The sequence below is a fragment of the Pseudomonas sp. RIT-PI-a genome, from assembly GCF_001187875.1.
GTDB lineage: Bacteria > Pseudomonadota > Gammaproteobacteria > Pseudomonadales > Pseudomonadaceae > Aquipseudomonas > Aquipseudomonas coleopterorum.
Genome location: NZ_LGIR01000013.1, coordinates 294,790 through 311,967 on the forward strand (window position 1 = coordinate 294,790; position 17,178 = coordinate 311,967).

The following is a 17,178-nucleotide window of genomic DNA, read 5'->3' on the forward strand; positions in this document are numbered from 1 at the left end:
CGGCAACATACCTCTCCCTTGTGGGAGCCGGGCATGGCTTCAGGTGGCGAGTAGGGTGGCTTGCTGGTCGGCGCACAGTTGCAGGAGGAAATCCCAGACCACGCGCAGCCGCACCGATTTGTGTAGCTCGCGCCGGGTGCTTATCCAGTAGCTGCGCTGAATGGTCTCGTTAGGCAATACGCGCACCAGGCGCGGATCATGGGCAGCCATGTACACCGGCAGCACCGCGATGCCGAGACCGATACAGGCCGCTTCATGTTGGGCCAGGACACTGGTGCTGCGGAAGGCAACGACCGGGTTGCGACAGAAGCTGTTGAGCATCAGTAGTTCCTGGCTGAACAACAGGTCGTCGACATAGCCGATCCAGCGGTGCTGTGCCAGGTCTTCACGGCTACGCAACGGTGCCGCGGTGGCGAGGTAATCGGCACTGGCATACAGGGCCAGGTGATAATCGGTGAGTTTGCGAGTGATCAGCAAGTCGGCGTTGGGACGCTCCAGGTGCACACTGATTTCGGCTTCGCGGTTGAGGATGCTGACGAAGCGTGGAACCGCCACCAGCTCCACTTCCAGGCCCGGGTAGCGGCGGAACAATTCACCGATGCGGGGCGTGATGAAGGCGATGCCGATCCCTTCGGTCACGCCCAGGCGGATCTTGCCCAGCGGGTTGAACGACTGGGTGATGTCTTCCTGCGCGCGCAGCGCCACGTTTTCCATGGCCTCGGCATGCTTGAGCAGCGTCTGCCCCGCCGGGGTCAGTTCGTAGCCATGGGCATTCTGTACGAACAGTGGCGTACCCAGATGGCGCTCGATGCTTTCGATGTGCCGTGCGACGGTGCTGTGGGTCGTGTGCAGGCGCTTGGCGGCGGTCAGCAGGCGACCGCTGCGGTGCAGTTCGAGAAAGAAGCGCAGGTCGTTCCAGTCGAACATCGATTTTCCCTTGTTAATCAACTGCGCGGTGCGCTGTGCGAAAACGCTCAGCCCCTGGGTGAAATCTTTCGTTTTCACCACGAAGCTAATCAATAACATGGGGAACGACAAGAACAATAAAACGGCGCGGAGTACACCATGCCATCGATCTCATCCGTCTACGACTACATCATTGTCGGCGCCGGTCCTGCAGGCTGCCTGCTTGCCAATCGACTGTCCGCCGATCCCTCGGTCAAGGTTTTGTTGCTGGAGGCCGGAGGCCGGGACAACTATGCCTGGATCCATATTCCGGTGGGCTACCTGTTCTGCATCGGCAACCCCCGCACCGACTGGTGCTTCAAGACCCAACCGCAACCGGGCCTCGACGGCCGTGCCCTGAATTACCCACGGGGCAAAGTCCTGGGTGGATGTTCGTCGATCAACGGCATGATCTACATGCGCGGCCAGTCCAGCGACTATGACCGCTGGGAGGCCTTGGGTAATCCGGGCTGGGGCTGGAAGGACGTCCTGCCGCTGTTTCGCAAGAGCGAGAGCCACCATGCCGGCAATTCGGAATTCCATAGCGCCGAGGGCGAGTGGCGCGTGGAGCAGCAGCGTTACCGCTGGCCCATTCTCGATGCGTTCCGCAGTGCGGCGGCGGAATCCGGCATTGCCAGCATCGATGACTTCAACACCGGCGACAATCAGGGGTGTGGGTATTTCCAGGTCAATCAGAAAGCCGGAGTGCGCTGGAATTCGACCAAGGCGTTCCTGCGTCCGGCGCTCAAACGGGCGAACCTGACGGTCCATACGGGCGTTCGAGTGGACAAGGTGCTGTTGCAGGATGGCCGTGCTCACACCGTGGTTGCCCGCTGGCAGGGTGAGGACCATCGGTTCCAGGCTGCAAGGGAAATCATTCTCTGTGCGGGCGCGATCGGCTCCCCGACCATCCTTCAGCGATCCGGCATCGGTCCGCGGCCATTGCTCGAACGCCTGGGCATCCAGGTGCAGCACGAACTGCCTGGGGTGGGCGGCAACCTGCAGGACCATCTGCAACTGCGTCTGGTCTACAAGGTCAGCAATGCACGCACGCTTAACCAAGTGGCCAACAGCCTGTGGGGCAAGTTCGGCATGGGTGTGCGCTACCTGTACGACCGCAGTGGGCCGCTGGCCATGGCGCCCAGCCAGCTGGGTGCGTTCGTGCGCTCAAGCCCCGAGCAGCCCTCCCCCAACCTCCAGTATCACGTACAGCCCCTGTCGCTGGAGCGCTTCGGCGAGCCGCTGCATCGGTTTCCTGCGTTCACGGCCTCGGTGTGCAACCTGCGCCCGAAAAGTCGCGGGCGGGTCGATATCAGTTCTGCCGATCCGGACGCAGCGCCGCTGATCGATCCCAACTATTTGAGCGATCCCGAGGATGTTCGGGTGGCCGTGGATGCCATCCGCCTGACGCGCAAGATCGTTCAAGGCTCGGCACTGCAAGGCTTTGCTCCACAGGAATACCTGCCAGGGGAAGAGGTGCAGAGTGAGGAAGCGTTGCGCGCAGCGGCAGGACACATAGGAACGACTATCTTTCATCCAGCGGGTACCTGCCGCATGGGCAATGACACCCTCGCGGTGGTGGATGCGCAACTCAAGGTACGTGGCGTACAGGGCCTGCGTGTGGCGGACGCTTCGATCATGCCGGAAATCGTCTCGGGCAATACCTGCTCGCCGACGGTGATGATCGCCGAAAAGGCCGCGCAGATGATCCTTGATCCACAGCCCTTGCAAGCTGTGCCGGCGACATCGCTGCAAATGCCGGAAAGGATTTGACCGAGCACAGGCAGTACTCGGGACAAGCAACAGTGGAACAACAACAATAATCACTGAGGATGCGAATATGGCGGATTATCTGCAACAGGGCGCGGCGGCCGCGCCTGCCGTGAACCGGGACGAGAAGAAGATCATCTTCGCCTCGTCCCTGGGGACGGTGTTCGAATGGTACGACTTCTTTCTGTACGGCGCCCTGGCTGCGGTGATCAGCAAGCAGTTCTTTGCCGGAGTGAACGAGACCACAGCCTTCATCTTTGCCCTGATGGCATTTGCAGCAGGCTTTCTGGTGCGCCCTTTCGGCGCTTTGGTGTTCGGTCGCCTGGGCGACATGATCGGGCGCAAGTACACCTTTCTCATGACCATCATTCTGATGGGGATATCGACCTTCGCGGTAGGCTTGCTCCCGACCTACGCCAGCATCGGCATCGCAGCGCCGATCATTCTGGTGATCCTGCGCATGCTGCAGGGCCTGGCACTGGGAGGTGAGTACGGTGGCGCGGCGACCTATGTGGCCGAACATGCGCCACAGGGCAAGCGAGGTTTTCATACCGGCTGGATCCAGTCGACCGCCACCCTGGGCCTGCTCCTGTCGTTGCTGGTGGTCCTGGGCAGCCGCTACATCAGCGGCGATCAGTTCGAGGTCTGGGGCTGGCGCCTGCCGTTCCTGCTGTCGATCGTGTTGCTGGGTATCTCGACCTGGATTCGTCTGAGCCTGAGCGAGTCGCCGACTTTCACCAAGATGAAGTCCGAGGGCAAGACCAGTAAATCACCGATCCGGGAGTCCTTCGGTTCCTGGCAGAACCTGAAGATCGTGCTGACCGCGCTGTTCAGCATCAACGCCGGGCAGGCGGTGACCTTCTACTGCGCGCAGTTCTACGTGCTGTTCTTCCTGACGCAAATGCTGAAGATGGATCCGGCGCTGGCCAACCAGTTGCTGATCATCAGTGTGATCATCGGTGCGCCGTTCTTCGTATTCTTCGGTTGGTTGTCCGACCGCATTGGACGCAAGCCCATCCTGATGCTGGGATTGCTGTTGGCAACCTTTGCCTATTTCCCGCTGTTCAAGGGCTTGAGCCACTACGCCAATCCGCAGATCGACCAGGCCACTCGCACAGCGCCAGTGACGGTCATGGCTGACCCGGCCACCTGCACCTTCCAGTTCGATCCGGTGGGCAAGGCCAAATTCGACAGCCCCTGCGACAAGGTCAAGACGTTACTGATCAAATCGGGTGTGCCGTATTCCTCGGCTCCAGCCGACGGCAGCGATGTGGCGATCACGATCGGCGAGCAGCGCATCACAGGCTATGACGAGCCGGCGTTGCGGGCTGCCATCGCCCAGGCCGGCTACCCTGCCAAGGCCGATGCGAGCCTGGTGAATCAACCCATGGTGGTGTTGATCATCGTTGCCATGATTCTGATCGCTACCATGACCTATGGCCCGCTGGCAGCGGTGATGGTGGAACTCTTTCCCACCCGTATCCGCTATACCTCCCTGTCCCTGCCCTATCACATCGGCAACGGCTGGTTCGGCGGATTCCTGCCCACGGTCTCGTTTGCGTTGGTGGTGTACACGGGGGATATCTTCTACGGACTGTGGTACCCGGTGCTGGTGACCGGGGTCAGCTTCGTGGTGGGGATGTTCTGTCTGAAGGAAACGCGGCACGTTGATCTGGACAAGGTCTAGACGCTGCGGTGAAAGGCTCGAAAGTCGAGCCTTTCACCGCCGTGCAAAAAACTTATGCACCAATGGCAGGGATTTATAGCCTTTAGAAAACTTCATATCCAACAAATGGTTACGTAGTTTTCAAATAGTTTACGCGAGAAACAATACACAAGTTATCCACAGAAATCAGATAACCGGTGTCGGTGCGATTTCGGGCTTTTCCGGCAGCGCGCCCATGGCCTGCTGGGTTTGCTCATTCCACGTCTGTACGCGCTCGTTCAGGGCTGCAATGGCTCGCGGGCCTGTACCCTCGGCGTACATCGGTTCACCAATGACCACTTCGATGGTCCCACGGTGCTTGTTCCAGCCTTCCTTGGGCCAATAGCGCCCGGCGTTGTGAGCGATGGGCAATACGGGTAACCCGGCATTCACGGCCAAGGCACTGCCGCTGCGGGTGAATTTGCCAATCTGGCCATAGGGAACGCGGGTACCTTCAGGAAAGATCAGCACCCACACCCCATCTTTCAACAGAGTGTCCCCTTTGCTCGCGACTTCCTTGAGTGCCAGCTTTGGGTTGTCGCGATCGATGGCGATGGGGCGCAACATGGCCATGGCCCAGCCAAAGAACGGGACGAACAGCAGCTCACGCTTGAGCACTTGGCTCAGGGGCTGGAAATAGGCCGAAAGAAAAAAGGTTTCCCAGGTGCTCTGATGGTTGGAGACGATGACGCAGGGTGTCTTGGGAACGTTGTGTGCACCCTTGATCTGCACATCGATGCCGAGCATGACGCGTGTCAGCCACAGCGCACAACGGCACCAGTACACGTTGATGAAACGGTAGCGCGCCTTGAACGACAGGAATGGCGCGATGAAGAAGCTCAGCGTGCACCACAGCAAGGCGCTGCTGCCCAATAGCAGATAAAAGGCAAAGATTCTGATTGCCCGCAGGATCGACATAGCGGTGGGTACCGTCAAGTGTGGATAAGGTGCCCGGCGACTGCCGCCAGGTCATCGAAAATCAGCGTCCCTTCGGGCAGTTCATGAGTCAGGGTACGCAGGCCTTTGCCGGTTTTCACCAGCACCGGCTGAGCAGCCACCGCCGTTGCGGCGTTCAGGTCACTCAAGCTATCACCCACGAACCAGACGCCGGCCAGAGGCACGTCGTAGTGCGCAGCGATGGTCTGCAACAAGCCCGGAAGCGGTTTGCGGCAGGTGCAATGGTCATCCGGACCATGTGGACAATGCACGATCAGGCCGACCTCACCGCCCTGCTCGGCCACCAGCGAGCGCAGGCACTCGTGCATGGCGTCGAGGGTAGCCAGATCGTAGTATCCGCGCGCCAGGCCAGACTGGTTGGTGGCGACCGCCACCGTCCAGCCGGCTTGGTGCAACTGCGCAATGGCCTCGATCGCGCCGGGCAATGGCAGCCATTCGGCGACCGATTTGATGTAGGCATCGGAGTCATGGTTGATGACCCCATCGCGATCGAGAATCAGCAGTTTCAAGGCTTACCCCAGCAACGAAATATCGGCGACGCCCAGGAACAGACCGCGCAGCCGTGCCAGCAAGGCGTAGCGGTTGGCCCGCACATTGGCATCTTCGGCATTGACCATCACCGCTTCGAAGAACGCATCCACTGGCTCGCGCAAGGCGGCCAGACGGGTCAGCGCTTCGTTGTAGCGACGCTCGGCGGCCATGGGCACCACGGCCTGGTCGGCCTGAGTGATGGCCGAATACAGCGAGAACTCGTTGGCGTTGTCGAAGTACTTGGGCTCCACGGTGGCGGAGATCTTGCCGTCGGCCTTGCTCAGCAGGTTCGAGACGCGCTTGTTCACTGCCGCCAGGGCAGCCGCTTCGGGCAACCGGCGGAACGCCTGGACAGCCTGCACGCGCTGGTCGAAATCCAGCGCCGAACCAGGCTGCAGTGCACGGACCGACAGGTAGGTGGCGACATCGATGCCTTCGTCTTCGTAGCGAGCACGCAGGCGGTCGAAGATGAACTCCTGCACCTGCTCGGCCAGCCCTGCGGACTTCACCTTGCTGCCGAAGGCCGAGACCGCGAAGCCCACGGCATCGTTGATGTTCAGGTCCAGTTGCTTGTCGATCAGGATGCGCAGCACGCCCAGCGCGGCACGGCGCAGGGCATAGGGGTCCTTGCTGCCGGTGGGCAGCATGCCGATGCCGAAGATGCCGACCAGGGTGTCGAGCTTGTCGGCGATGGCCACGGCTGCGCCGGTCAGGGTGCTGGGCAGTTCGGCACCCGCGCCACGCGGCATGTACTGCTCGTTGAGCGCCAGAGCAACGTCTTCGGGCTCGCCATCGTTGAGCGCGTAGTAGTAGCCGGCCACGCCCTGCATTTCCGGGAATTCACCGACCATTTCCGTGGCCAGGTCGCACTTCGACAGCAAGCCTGCCCGCGCGGCGCGCTGGGCATCGCCACCAATGCGCGAGGCAATGTAGGCCGCCAGTTTGGAGACCCGTACGGCCTTGTCGTAGACGCTGCCCAACTGGGCCTGGAACACCACGTTTTCCAGACGCGCGTTGAAGCTTTCCAGCGGCTGCTTCTTGTCTTGATTGAAGAAGAACTCGGCGTCGGTCAGGCGTGGGCGTACGACTTTTTCGTTGCCCTCGACGATCTGACGCGGATCCTTACTCTCGATGTTGGCCACGGTGATGAAGCGTGGCAGCAGCTTGCCGTCGGCATCCAGCAGGCAGAAGTACTTCTGGTTGTCCTGCATGGTGGTGATCAGGGCTTCCTGCGGCACCTCCAGGAAACGCTCTTCGAACGAGCACACCAGAGGTACGGGCCATTCGACCAGCGCCGTCACTTCGTCGAGCAGGGCCGGTGGCACGATGGCGCTGCCTTCCTGCTGGGTAGCCAGCTCGGCGGTGCGTCGGGCGATCAGTTCACGGCGCTCATGAGCGTCGGCCAGCACGTAGGCCTGGCGCATGTCTTCGCGGTAGCTGGCCGGCGAGCTGATGCGTACGTTCTGCGGATGATGGAAACGGTGGCCGCGCGATTCGCGTCCGGCCTTCTGAGCCAGGATGGTGCAATCGACGACATCGTCACCCAGCAGCATCACCAACCACTGGGTCGGCCGCACGAATTCTTCCTTGCGCGCGCCCCAGCGCATGCGCTTGGGGATCGGCAGGTCGTTGAGCGAGTCTTCGACGATGGTCGGTAGCAGGCTGGCCGTGGGCTTGCCGACGATGTTCTGGCTGTAGCGCAGCTTGGGGCCGCTGCGATCGATTTCGCTGAGGTCCACGCCGCATTTCTTGGCGAAACCCAACGCAGCCTGGGTCGGCTCGCCTTCGGCATTGAAAGCGGCCTGCAGCGGCGGGCCGTCGAGGTTGATGCTGCGGTCCGGCTGCTGGGTGTCCAGGCCCGTGATCAGCACGGCCAGACGACGAGGCGCGGCGTAGACGTTCTTGGCGCTGTAGTTCAGGCCAGCGGCCTGCAGGCCTTTCTCGATACCGGCCAGGAAAGCGTCGGCCAGGGTGTTGAGGGCCTTGGGTGGCAGCTCTTCGGTGCCCAGCTCGACCAGAAAATCTTGAGCACTCATTGCGCAGCCTCCAGCTTGGCCAATACTTCATCACGCAGATCGGGGGTCGCCATGGGGAAACCCAGCTTGGCACGGGCCATCAGGTAGGCCTGTGCCACGCCGCGGGCCAGGGTCCGCACGCGCAGGATGTACTGCTGGCGCGCGGTGACCGAAATGGCGCGGCGGGCATCGAGCAGGTTGAAGGTGTGGGACGCCTTCAGGACCATTTCATAGCTGGGCAGCGGCAGGGGCTGGTCCAGTTCGAGCAGGCGCTTGGCTTCGCTCTCGTAGAAATCGAACAGTTCGAACAGCTTGTCGACGTTGGCGTGCTCGAAGTTGTAGGTGGACTGCTCCACCTCGTTCTGATGGAACACGTCGCCGTAGGTCACCTTGCCGAACGGACCATCGGCCCAGACCAGGTCGTAGACCGAGTCGACGCCCTGCAGGTACATGGCCAGGCGCTCGAGGCCGTAGGTGATTTCGCCGGTGACCGGGTAGCACTCGATGCCACCGGCCTGCTGGAAGTAGGTGAACTGAGTGACTTCCATGCCGTTGAGCCAGACTTCCCAGCCCAGACCCCAGGCGCCCAGGGTCGGCGACTCCCAGTTGTCTTCGACGAAGCGTACGTCGTGCACCAGCGGATCGAGGCCGATGTGCTTGAGCGAACCCAGATACAGCTCCTGGAAGTTGTCCGGGTTGGGCTTCAGAACGACCTGGAACTGGTAGTAGTGCTGCAGGCGGTTGGGGTTCTCGCCATAGCGGCCGTCAGTCGGACGGCGGCTGGGTTGCACGTAAGCGGCGTTCCAGGTTTCCGGGCCGACGGCGCGCAGAAACGTGGCGGTATGAAAAGTGCCGGCGCCCACTTCCATATCGTAGGGCTGAAGCACCACACAACCTTGCTCGGCCCAGTATTGCTGCAGGGCGAGGATCAAGTCTTGGAAGGTACGCACGGCTGGCGTAGGCTGGCTCACGAAATTCACCTGTTTCTAGGGCTGCGAATATAAAGAGCGGGAGTATACCGCGATTCCGCGGCGCCTCTACCCATGGAGCCCCAATGCCTCGCTGCTTTTGGTGTACCCAAGACCCGTTGTACCAGGCCTATCACGACCTTGAATGGGGAGTGCCGCTGCGCGAGGCGGGCGCCCTGTTCGAGTTGCTTTCGCTGGAAGGGTTCCAGGCCGGCCTGTCGTGGATCACCGTGCTGCGCAAGCGTGAACGCTATCGACAGGTGCTCCACGGCTTCGACCCGCAACGTCTTGCGCAGCTGAGTGACGAGGAGATCGAGGAGCTGATGCAGGATCCAGGCATCGTGCGCAATCGCCTCAAACTCAACGGGGTGCGCAAGAACGCCCGCGCCTGGCTGCAGCTTGAAGACCCGGTGGCTTTTCTCTGGTCGTTCGTCGGTGGACAGCCGAAGATCAATCATCCGCACGATCGCAGCGACATCCCCACGGAAACCGGCGAGGCCCGAGCCATGAGCAAGGCCTTGAAGAAAGCCGGCTTCACCTTCGTCGGCCCGACCATCTGTTACGCCTTCATGCAGGCCTCGGGCATGGTCATGGACCATACCCGAGATTGCGATCGCTACGCCGCGCTGGCCGGCTGAGGCTAGAATGAGCGTCTGGGCAATTAAGGAGTGATCTGTGGATAAGTTCAAAGGGGCGCTGATGGTCAGTGCCTTGCGGTTGTTCGCGCTGCTGCCGTGGCGCACCGTGCAACGGGTCGGCACCGCCATCGGCTGGCTGATGTGGAAGCTGCCGACCCGGTCGCGCGATGTGGTGCGTATCAACCTGGCCAAGTGTTTTCCGGAGATGGACGGTGCCGAGCGCGAGCGTCTGGTAGGCCGCAGCCTGATGGACATCGGTAAGACGTTGACCGAGAGCGCCTGCGCCTGGATCTGGCCGGCCCAGCGCTCGCTCGATCTGGTTCGCGAAGTCGAGGGCCTGGAGGTGCTCACTCAGGCGCTGGCGTCGGGCAAGGGCGTGGTCGGCATCACCAGCCATCTGGGCAACTGGGAGGTGCTCAATCACTTCTACTGCAACCAGTGCAAGCCGATCATTTTCTACCGACCGCCCAAGCTCAAGGCAGTGGACGAGTTGCTGCAGAAGCAGCGGGTGCAATTGGGCAACCGCGTGGCGGCCTCGACCAAGGAAGGCATCCTCAGTGTCATCAAGGAGGTGCGCAAGGGCGGCCAGGTGGGCATTCCGGCGGACCCGGAACCGGCCGAATCGGCCGGCATGTTCGTCCCCTTCCTCGGTACGCTGGCGCTGACCAGCAAGTTCGTGCCCAACATGCTGGCTGGCGGCAAGGCCGTCGGTGTGTTCCTGCATGCGCTGCGCCTGCCGGACGGTTCGGGCTACAAGGTCATTCTGGAAGCGGCGCCCGAGGCCATGTACAGCACCGATACGCACACCTCGGTCGCGGCGATGAGTGCTGTGGTCGAGAAGTATGTGCGGGCTTATCCGAGCCAGTACATGTGGAGCATGAAGCGCTTCAAGAAGCGGCCCGCGGGTGAGGCGAAGTGGTATTGAGGTAGCGGCCTGGCGTAATGGCCTCTTCGCGGGCAGAGACCCGCTCCCACAGGACATGCTTCCAGACCTGCTTCCACAGAGCGGGCTCCTGGAGAGCTCGCTCTGTGAGGGAGCGGGATCGGAGGTCAGAAGAAGCTCAGGCCCACGTGGAACAGCTTTTCCACGTCGCGGATGTATTTTTTATCCACAACGAACAGGATCACGTGGTCACCGGCTTCGATCACCGTGTCGCTGTGGGCGATGATCACCTGGTCATCGCGAATGATCGCGCCAATGGTGGTTCCCGGTGGCAGGTCGATGGTTTCGATGGGCTTGCCGATCACCTTGCTCGAGCGCGCATCGCCATGGGCAATGGCCTCGATGGCTTCGGCTGCGCCGCGGCGCAATGAATGCACACTGACGATATCGCCACGCCGTACGTGCGCAAGCAGCGTACCGATGGTCGCCAGTTGTGGACTCAGGGCGATGTCGATCTCGCCGCCCTGGACCAGATCGACGTAGGCCGGGTTGTTGATGATGGTCATGACCTTGCGCGCGCCCAGTCGCTTGGCCAGCAACGAGGACATGATGTTGGCCTCGTCATCGTTGGTCAGGGCCAGGAATATATCGGCCTGGGCGATGTTCTCTTCGAGCATCAGGTCGCGGTCCGAGGCGCTGCCCTGCAACACCACGGTGCTGTCCAGGGTGTCGGAAAGATAGCGGCAGCGCGCCGGATTCATCTCGATGATCTTCACCTGGTAACGGCTTTCGATGGCTTCGGCCAGGCGCTCGCCGATCTGCCCGCCGCCGGAGATGACCACCCGCTTGTTGCTCTGGTCGACCCGGCGCAGTTCACTCATCACCGCGCGAATGTCTTCGCGGGCGGCGATGAAGAAGACTTCATCGTCCGCTTCGATGACCGTGTCGCCGCGGGGCAGGATCGGCCGATCCCGACGGAAGATGGCCGCCACGCGTGTATCGACCTTGGGCATGTGATGACGAATCTGCCGCAATTGCTGGCCCACCAGCGGGCCGCCGTAGTAAGCCTTGACCGCAACCAGCTGCGCCTTGCCTCCGGCGAAGTCGATGACCTGCAAGGCGCCGGGGTATTCGATCAGGCGCTTGATGTAGTTGGTCACCACCTGTTCAGGGCTGATCAGCACATCCACCGGGATGGCATCGTTGTCGAACAGGCCGGCACGGGTGAGATAGGCCGATTCGCGCACCCGGGCGATCTTGGTCGGGGTATGGAACAGGGTGTAGGCGACCTGGCAGGCGACCATGTTGGTTTCGTCGCTGTTGGTCACTGCCACCAGCATGTCCGCGTCGTCGGCACCGGCCTGGCGCAGCACGGTCGGAAACGAGCCGCGGCCCTGCACGGTACGGATGTCCAGGCGATCGCCGAGGTTGCGCAGGCGTTCGGGGTCGGTATCGACCACGGTGATGTCGTTGGCCTCGCTGGCCAGGTGCTCGGCCAAAGTGCCGCCCACCTGCCCTGCACCCAGGATGATGATCTTCATCCGTTATTCCCCGTCAATGGCCGCGTACGGCGGCAATCTTGATCAGTTTGGCGTAGTAGAAGCCATCGTGACCGCCCTCTTGCGCCAGCAGTTGGCGGCCATGGGCCTGCTTGATCCCGGCAGAGGTGGCCAGGTCCAGTTCGCGTGCGCCGGGCGTGCGAGCGAGGAACGCTTCGATGACCTCGGTATTTTCCGTGGGCAAGGTCGAGCACGTGGCATAGAGCAACACGCCGCCAACCTCCAGGGTCGGCCACATGGCGTCGAGCAACTGGCCTTGCAGCACGGCCAGGGCATGGATGTCGTCGGGTTGGCGGGTCAGCTTGATGTCGGGATGACGGCGGATCACGCCGGTGGCCGAACAGGGTGCGTCGAGCAGGATGCGTTGGAACGGCTTGCCGTCCCACCAGGCCGAGGTATCGCGGCCATCGGCGGCGATCAAATGAGCCTGCAACCCCAGACGCTGCAGGTTCTCGCGCACCCGGACCAGGCGTTTCGCTTCGAGATCGATTCCCACAACCTCAGCCAGGGCCGGTTCGGCTTCCAGGATATGGCATGTCTTGCCACCTGGCGCGCAGCAGGCATCGAGCACGCGTTGACCGGGGGCCAGGTCGAGTAGCTCGGCGGCCAACTGCGCGGCTTCATCCTGCACGCTGACCCAGCCTTCACTGAAACCGGGCAGCCCGCGCACGTCGCAGGCTTCTGAAAGAACGATGCCATCGCGGCTGTGGACACAGGCCTGCGCGGCCACGCCCTGCTCGGCCAGCAGGCCCAGGTAGGCATCACGGTCGTGATGGCGGCGGTTGACCCGCAGGATCATCGGCGGATGAGCGTTGTTGGCAGCGCAAATGGCTTCCCATTGCTCTGGCCAGAAGGCTTTCAGCGATTTCTGCAGCCAGCGCGGGTGTGCGGTGCGTACCACCGGATCGCGTTCGAGTTCGGCCAGAATGGCGTCGCTCTCGCGTTGTGCGCGCCGCAGTACGGCGTTGAGCAATGCCTTGGCCCAGGGTTTCTTCAGCTTGTCGGCGCAGCCGACGGTTTCGCCAATCGCGGCATGGGCCGGCACGCGGGTATACAGCAGCTGGTAGAGGCCCACCAGCAGCAGGGCATGCACATCGGCATCGGCGGCCTTGAAGGGCTTTTGCAGCAAGCGTTCCGCCAGCGCATCGAGACGGGGCTGCCAGCGCGCCGTGCCGAACGCCAGGTCCTGGACCAGGCCACGGTCCCGCGCTTCGACCTTGTCCAATTCCTTGGGCAGGGAGCTGTTGAGCGAGGCCTTGCCGTTGAGCACTGCCGCGAGCGCGCGGGCCGCCGCCAGACGTGGGTTCATTGGCCCAGCACCGTGCCGACCACGAAGCGATCGCGGCGGCTGTTGAACAGGTCACTGAAGTTGAGTGGCTTGCCGCCCGGCAACTGCAGGCGGGTCAGGCGCAGTGCCTGCACACCGCAGGCGACGGTCAGCCCGTCCTTGTCGACCTGAAGGATTTCACCCGGCTGACCGCTGCCCTCGGCCAACTCGGCCGTCAGCACCTTCAGGGCCTCGCCGTTCAAGGTGCTGTGGCAGATCGGCCAGGGGAAAAACGCCCGTACCAGGCGTTCCAGCACTTCGGCCGGCTGGCTCCAGTCGATGCGTGCTTCGTTCTTGTCCAGCTTGTGCGCGTAGTTGGCCAGGCTGTCGTCCTGGGTTTCGCCTGGCAGGGATCCCGCAGCCAAGCCGGCAATGGCCTGGACCACCGCCGGCGGGCCAAGCTGCGCCAAACGGTCGTGCAGGCTGCCGCCGGTATCGTGGGCATCGATCGGGGTGCTGACCTTGAGCAGCATGGGGCCCGTATCGAGACCGGCCTCCATGCGCATCACGGTGACGCCGCTCTGCGCATCGCCGGCCTGCACCGCCCGCTGGATCGGCGCTGCACCGCGCCAGCGTGGCAGCAGCGAAGCATGACTGTTGATGCAGCCCAGCGGCGGAATATCCAGCACCGCCTGCGGCAGGATAAGCCCGTAGGCGACCACCACCATGAGGTCCGAAGCCAGTTCACACAGTTCGGCCTGTGCCTGCGGGTCACGCAGCGTCGCTGGCTGGAGCACAGGGATGCCGTGCTCCAGGGCCAGTTGCTTGACCGGACTTTGCATGAGTTTCTGCCCGCGTCCCGCCGGGCGATCCGGCTGGGTGTACACGGCGACGATATCGTGGGAGGTGGCCAGCAGGGCCTTGAGGTGTTCGGCGGCAAACTCGGGAGTGCCCGCGAAGACGATGCGCATGGAGTTCTCGCTGTTGGAGGTGGGCCGCAACCCTTTGTAGGAGCGGCTGACAGCCGCGAAGGGGCCCTTCCTGACGCACCGAGGTGCGTTGTTCGCGGCTATTGACCGCTCCTACGGGGGCACCGGAATCAGGCTTGCTGCTTGTGCAGTTTTTCCAGCTTCTTCTTGATCCGGTCACGCTTGAGGTTGGACAGGTAGTCGACGAACAGCTTGCCGTTGAGGTGGTCGCACTCGTGCTGGATGCATACGGCCAGCAGCCCTTCGGCGATCAGTTCGTAGGGCTTGCCGTCGCGATCCAGCGCCGTGACCTTGACCTTCTGCGGACGATCGACATTCTCGTAGAAGCCGGGCACCGACAGGCAGCCTTCCTGGTACTGGTCCATCTCGTCGGTCAACGACTCGAACTCGGGGTTGATGAACACCCGCGGTTCGCTGCGATCTTCGGACAGGTCCATGACCACGATGCGCTTGTGCACATTGATCTGGGTAGCGGCCAAACCGATGCCCGGCGCGTCGTACATGGTTTCAAACATGTCATCGATGAGCTGGCGAACGCTGTCGTCCACCACCGTGACCGGCTTGGCGACGGTACGCAGGCGCGGGTCTGGAAATTCGAGGATGTTTAAAATAGCCATATGCGTATGTGCTGCACTGTGAGGTAAAGTCGTTATTTCGCGTGAACAGACATGATAAAGGGATTCACGGCATGAGGAAATCACTACTCGCCCTGCTACTGCTGGCAATGTCCGGCCTGACGCAGGCGCAGGTGCAGCTCAGGGACGGCTACCCACAGCGCTACACCGTGGTCCGTGGCGACACATTGTGGGACATTTCCGGCAAGTTTCTGCGCCAGCCGTGGCAGTGGCCGCAGCTCTGGCACGCCAATCCGCAGATTGCCAACCCCGACCTGATCTACCCCGGCGACTCGCTGGTGCTGGGCTTCGTCGATGGTCAGCCGCAACTGATGCTCGAGCGCGGCGCCTCGCGCGGCACCATCAAGCTCTCGCCCAAAGTGCGCACCACACCCGTGGCAGAAGCCATTCCCAGCATACCGCTGGAATCGATCAACAGCTTTCTGCTGACCAACCGCATCATGGATTCGGTCGAAGATTTCAACGCCGCACCCTACATCGTCGCCGGCAATGCCGAGCGGGTGCTCAGTGGCATGGGCGACCGCATCTACGCTCGCGGATCGTTCGATCCGGCGCAGTCGGTCTATGGCATCTTCCGCCAGGGCAAGGCCTACACGGATCCCGATACCCAGGAGTTTCTGGGCATCAACGCCGACAATATCGGTGGTGGCGAAATCGTCGCGACCGAAGGTGACATTTCTACCCTGGTCCTGCAGCGCTCGCGCGAAGAAGTTCGCCTGGGCGATCGGCTGTTCAGCGATGAACAGCGTGCGGTCAATTCGACATTTTTTCCCAGCGCGCCGCAGTCGGACATCCATGGTGTGATCATTGATGTGCCACGAGGTGTTACACAGATCGGCAAGTACGACGTGGTCACCTTGAACCGCGGAAAGCGCGACGGGCTGCGCGAAGGCGACGTTCTGGCGGTCTACAAGACCGGCGAGACAGTGCGCGATCGTATCACTGGCGAGCAGATCAAGGTCCCGGACGAGCGTTCCGGTCTGCTCATGGTGTTCCGCACCTATGAAAAGCTGAGCTATGGTTTGATCCTCAACGCCAACCGCTCGTTGGCAGTGATGGACAAGGTAGGCAACCCGTAGCCGCACCTGGCGCCTGGGTACGAGAGGATCGTGCCCAGGCGCATTCCGATACTTTTGTGCACAGAGTTATCCACAGCTTGTCCAGCTGCTTGCGAGCCTGCCGATTCAAGGAAGATCGGATGCCGCTTTTCGAAAGCAACACCCACACCTGTTCCGAACTCGAAGCGCGTCTGCGCTTGCAACTACTCCCCGACATTGGCTCGCAACGCTTTCACAAGCTCGTTGCGCACTTCGGCTGTGCGCGTTCGGCGCTCGATGCCTCGGCCGTGCAATGGCGCGGTGCAGGTTGCAGCGACGCCAGCGCCCAGGCCCGCCGCGACCCCGGCATTCATCAATCTGCTGCGGCTGCGATGGCCTGGCTAGAGCGTGCGGACCAGCATTTGCTGATGTGGGACCAGCCTGACTACCCGGCCCTGCTCAAGGAGATCGCCGATCCACCGCCGCTGCTGTTCGTGCGCGGGGACCCCGGCGTACTGGAGCGGCCGCAGATCGCCGTGGTTGGCAGTCGCCGCGCCTCGCCGCCCGGATTGGACAATGCCCGGGCCTTCGCTCGCACCCTGGCAGGTGCGGGATTCACGATCACCAGCGGTCTCGCCCTGGGTGTGGACGGTGCTGCCCACCAAGGGGCGCTGGACGTGGGTGGATATACCATCGCGGTCTTGGGCACCGGGCTGGAAAAACTTTATCCACAGAAGCACCGTGCCTTGGCGCAGGCCATCGTCGAGGCCCGTGGCGCGCTGGTTTCCGAGTTTCCCCTGCACGCCCAGGCACAGCCCGGCAATTTTCCCCGGCGCAACCGGATCATCAGCGGCTTGTCGCTGGGCGTGCTGGTCATCGAAGCGAGTCCGGCCAGCGGACGTCTTGCCGCCGAGCATGGTCGCGAAGTGTGGGCACTGCCAGGCTCGATTCATCATCCTGGCGCCCGTGGTTGTCATCAGTTGATCCGCGACGGTGCGCAGTTGGTCGAGACCATCGATCACATCCTCGAAGGCTTGCAGGGTTGGCAGCGCCTGCCGCCAGCCTCGTCGCCAGCACCGCAACGATCGCAAGATCCGCTGCTGAGCACGTTGGTGGCAGCGGCGCATACCACTGAAGGTCTGGCCGCAGCCCTCGGCTGGCCATTGCCCCAGGTGATGGCGCAACTCACCGAGCTGGAACTGCAGGGGCGTGTGGTCAGTCAGGCGGGGCGTTGGTTTGCACGTGCCAGCTAAGTACACTGGCGGCAGTTTCCAATGGG

At 62.4% G+C, this 17,178-nt stretch carries 15 protein-coding genes; 6 read left to right on the forward strand and 9 right to left on the reverse strand.

Annotated elements, in window-relative coordinates:
• Positions 1-39: 39 nt before the first annotated feature.
• Complete coding sequence (locus AC788_RS09835; protein ID WP_049860550.1) at positions 40-927, reverse strand: LysR family transcriptional regulator; 888 nt, start codon at positions 925-927, stop codon at positions 40-42.
• A 138-nt stretch (positions 928-1,065) separates the two neighbouring features.
• Between AC788_RS09835 and AC788_RS09840 the strand changes: the two genes are divergently transcribed.
• Entirely contained in the window at positions 1,066-2,718 is a 1,653-nt protein-coding gene (locus AC788_RS09840) for a GMC family oxidoreductase (protein WP_049860464.1), read from the forward strand.
• Between the two features lie 67 nt (positions 2,719-2,785).
• Positions 2,786-4,402, forward strand: coding sequence for an MFS transporter (locus tag AC788_RS09845; RefSeq protein WP_049860465.1), 1,617 nt, complete (start codon positions 2,786-2,788; stop codon positions 4,400-4,402).
• Positions 4,403-4,567: 165 nt separating this feature from the next.
• On the opposite strand, the gene AC788_RS09850 is transcribed toward AC788_RS09845, so the two are convergent.
• From AC788_RS09850 to glyQ, 4 genes are read right to left on the reverse strand one after another with little or no spacing between them, the layout of a single operon-like run.
• Positions 4,568-5,338, reverse strand: a complete 771-nt coding sequence (locus tag AC788_RS09850; protein ID WP_049860466.1) for a lysophospholipid acyltransferase family protein — start codon at positions 5,336-5,338, stop codon at positions 4,568-4,570.
• Between the two features lie 14 nt (positions 5,339-5,352).
• The gene (gene gmhB, locus AC788_RS09855; protein WP_049860467.1) at positions 5,353-5,886 is read right to left on the reverse strand and encodes a D-glycero-beta-D-manno-heptose 1,7-bisphosphate 7-phosphatase; all 534 of its coding nucleotides are present in this window, start codon (positions 5,884-5,886) and stop codon (positions 5,353-5,355) included.
• Between the two features lie 3 nt (positions 5,887-5,889).
• Positions 5,890-7,944 carry a glycine--tRNA ligase subunit beta gene (glyS, locus tag AC788_RS09860; protein ID WP_049860468.1) on the reverse strand — a complete coding sequence of 685 codons (2,055 nt, stop codon included), beginning with the start codon at positions 7,942-7,944 and terminating at the stop codon, positions 5,890-5,892.
• Positions 7,941-8,894, reverse strand: coding sequence for a glycine--tRNA ligase subunit alpha (gene glyQ / locus AC788_RS09865; protein ID WP_043193756.1), 954 nt, complete (start codon positions 8,892-8,894; stop codon positions 7,941-7,943). The genes glyS and glyQ overlap by 4 nt, the downstream gene beginning before the upstream one ends.
• Before the next feature lie 83 nt (positions 8,895-8,977).
• On the opposite strand from glyQ, the gene AC788_RS09870 reads away from it, so the two are divergent.
• Positions 8,978-9,529: a DNA-3-methyladenine glycosylase I gene (locus tag AC788_RS09870; protein WP_049860469.1), complete on the forward strand. Its 552-nt coding sequence runs from the start codon at positions 8,978-8,980 to the stop codon at positions 9,527-9,529.
• Between the two features lie 37 nt (positions 9,530-9,566).
• On the forward strand, positions 9,567-10,454 hold the full coding sequence (locus tag AC788_RS09875; RefSeq protein ID WP_049860470.1) for a lysophospholipid acyltransferase: 888 nt from the start codon (positions 9,567-9,569) through the stop codon (positions 10,452-10,454).
• Positions 10,455-10,579: 125 nt separating this feature from the next.
• On the opposite strand, the gene trkA is transcribed toward AC788_RS09875, so the two are convergent.
• The 4 genes from trkA to def form a co-directional block, all read right to left on the reverse strand.
• Positions 10,580-11,953 carry a Trk system potassium transporter TrkA gene (gene trkA / locus AC788_RS09880; protein WP_049860471.1) on the reverse strand — a complete coding sequence of 458 codons (1,374 nt, stop codon included), beginning with the start codon at positions 11,951-11,953 and terminating at the stop codon, positions 10,580-10,582.
• Between the two features lie 13 nt (positions 11,954-11,966).
• Positions 11,967-13,280, reverse strand: a complete 1,314-nt coding sequence (gene rsmB, locus AC788_RS09885) for a 16S rRNA (cytosine(967)-C(5))-methyltransferase RsmB (protein ID WP_049860472.1) — start codon at positions 13,278-13,280, stop codon at positions 11,967-11,969.
• Positions 13,277-14,209, reverse strand: a complete 933-nt coding sequence (fmt, locus tag AC788_RS09890) for a methionyl-tRNA formyltransferase (protein WP_049860473.1) — start codon at positions 14,207-14,209, stop codon at positions 13,277-13,279. The genes rsmB and fmt overlap by 4 nt, the downstream gene beginning before the upstream one ends.
• 128 nt (positions 14,210-14,337) lie before the next feature.
• Positions 14,338-14,844 carry a peptide deformylase gene (gene def / locus AC788_RS09895; RefSeq protein WP_049860474.1) on the reverse strand — a complete coding sequence of 169 codons (507 nt, stop codon included), beginning with the start codon at positions 14,842-14,844 and terminating at the stop codon, positions 14,338-14,340.
• A gap of 71 nt (positions 14,845-14,915) precedes the next feature.
• Between def and AC788_RS09900 the strand changes: the two genes are divergently transcribed.
• Positions 14,916-15,941: a LysM peptidoglycan-binding domain-containing protein gene (locus AC788_RS09900; protein ID WP_049860475.1), complete on the forward strand. Its 1,026-nt coding sequence runs from the start codon at positions 14,916-14,918 to the stop codon at positions 15,939-15,941.
• 119 nt (positions 15,942-16,060) lie between these two features.
• A complete protein-coding gene (gene dprA / locus AC788_RS09905) occupies positions 16,061-17,152 on the forward strand; it encodes a DNA-processing protein DprA (protein ID WP_049860476.1) in 1,092 nt (363 codons plus the stop codon).
• Positions 17,153-17,178: the final 26 nt, after the last annotated feature.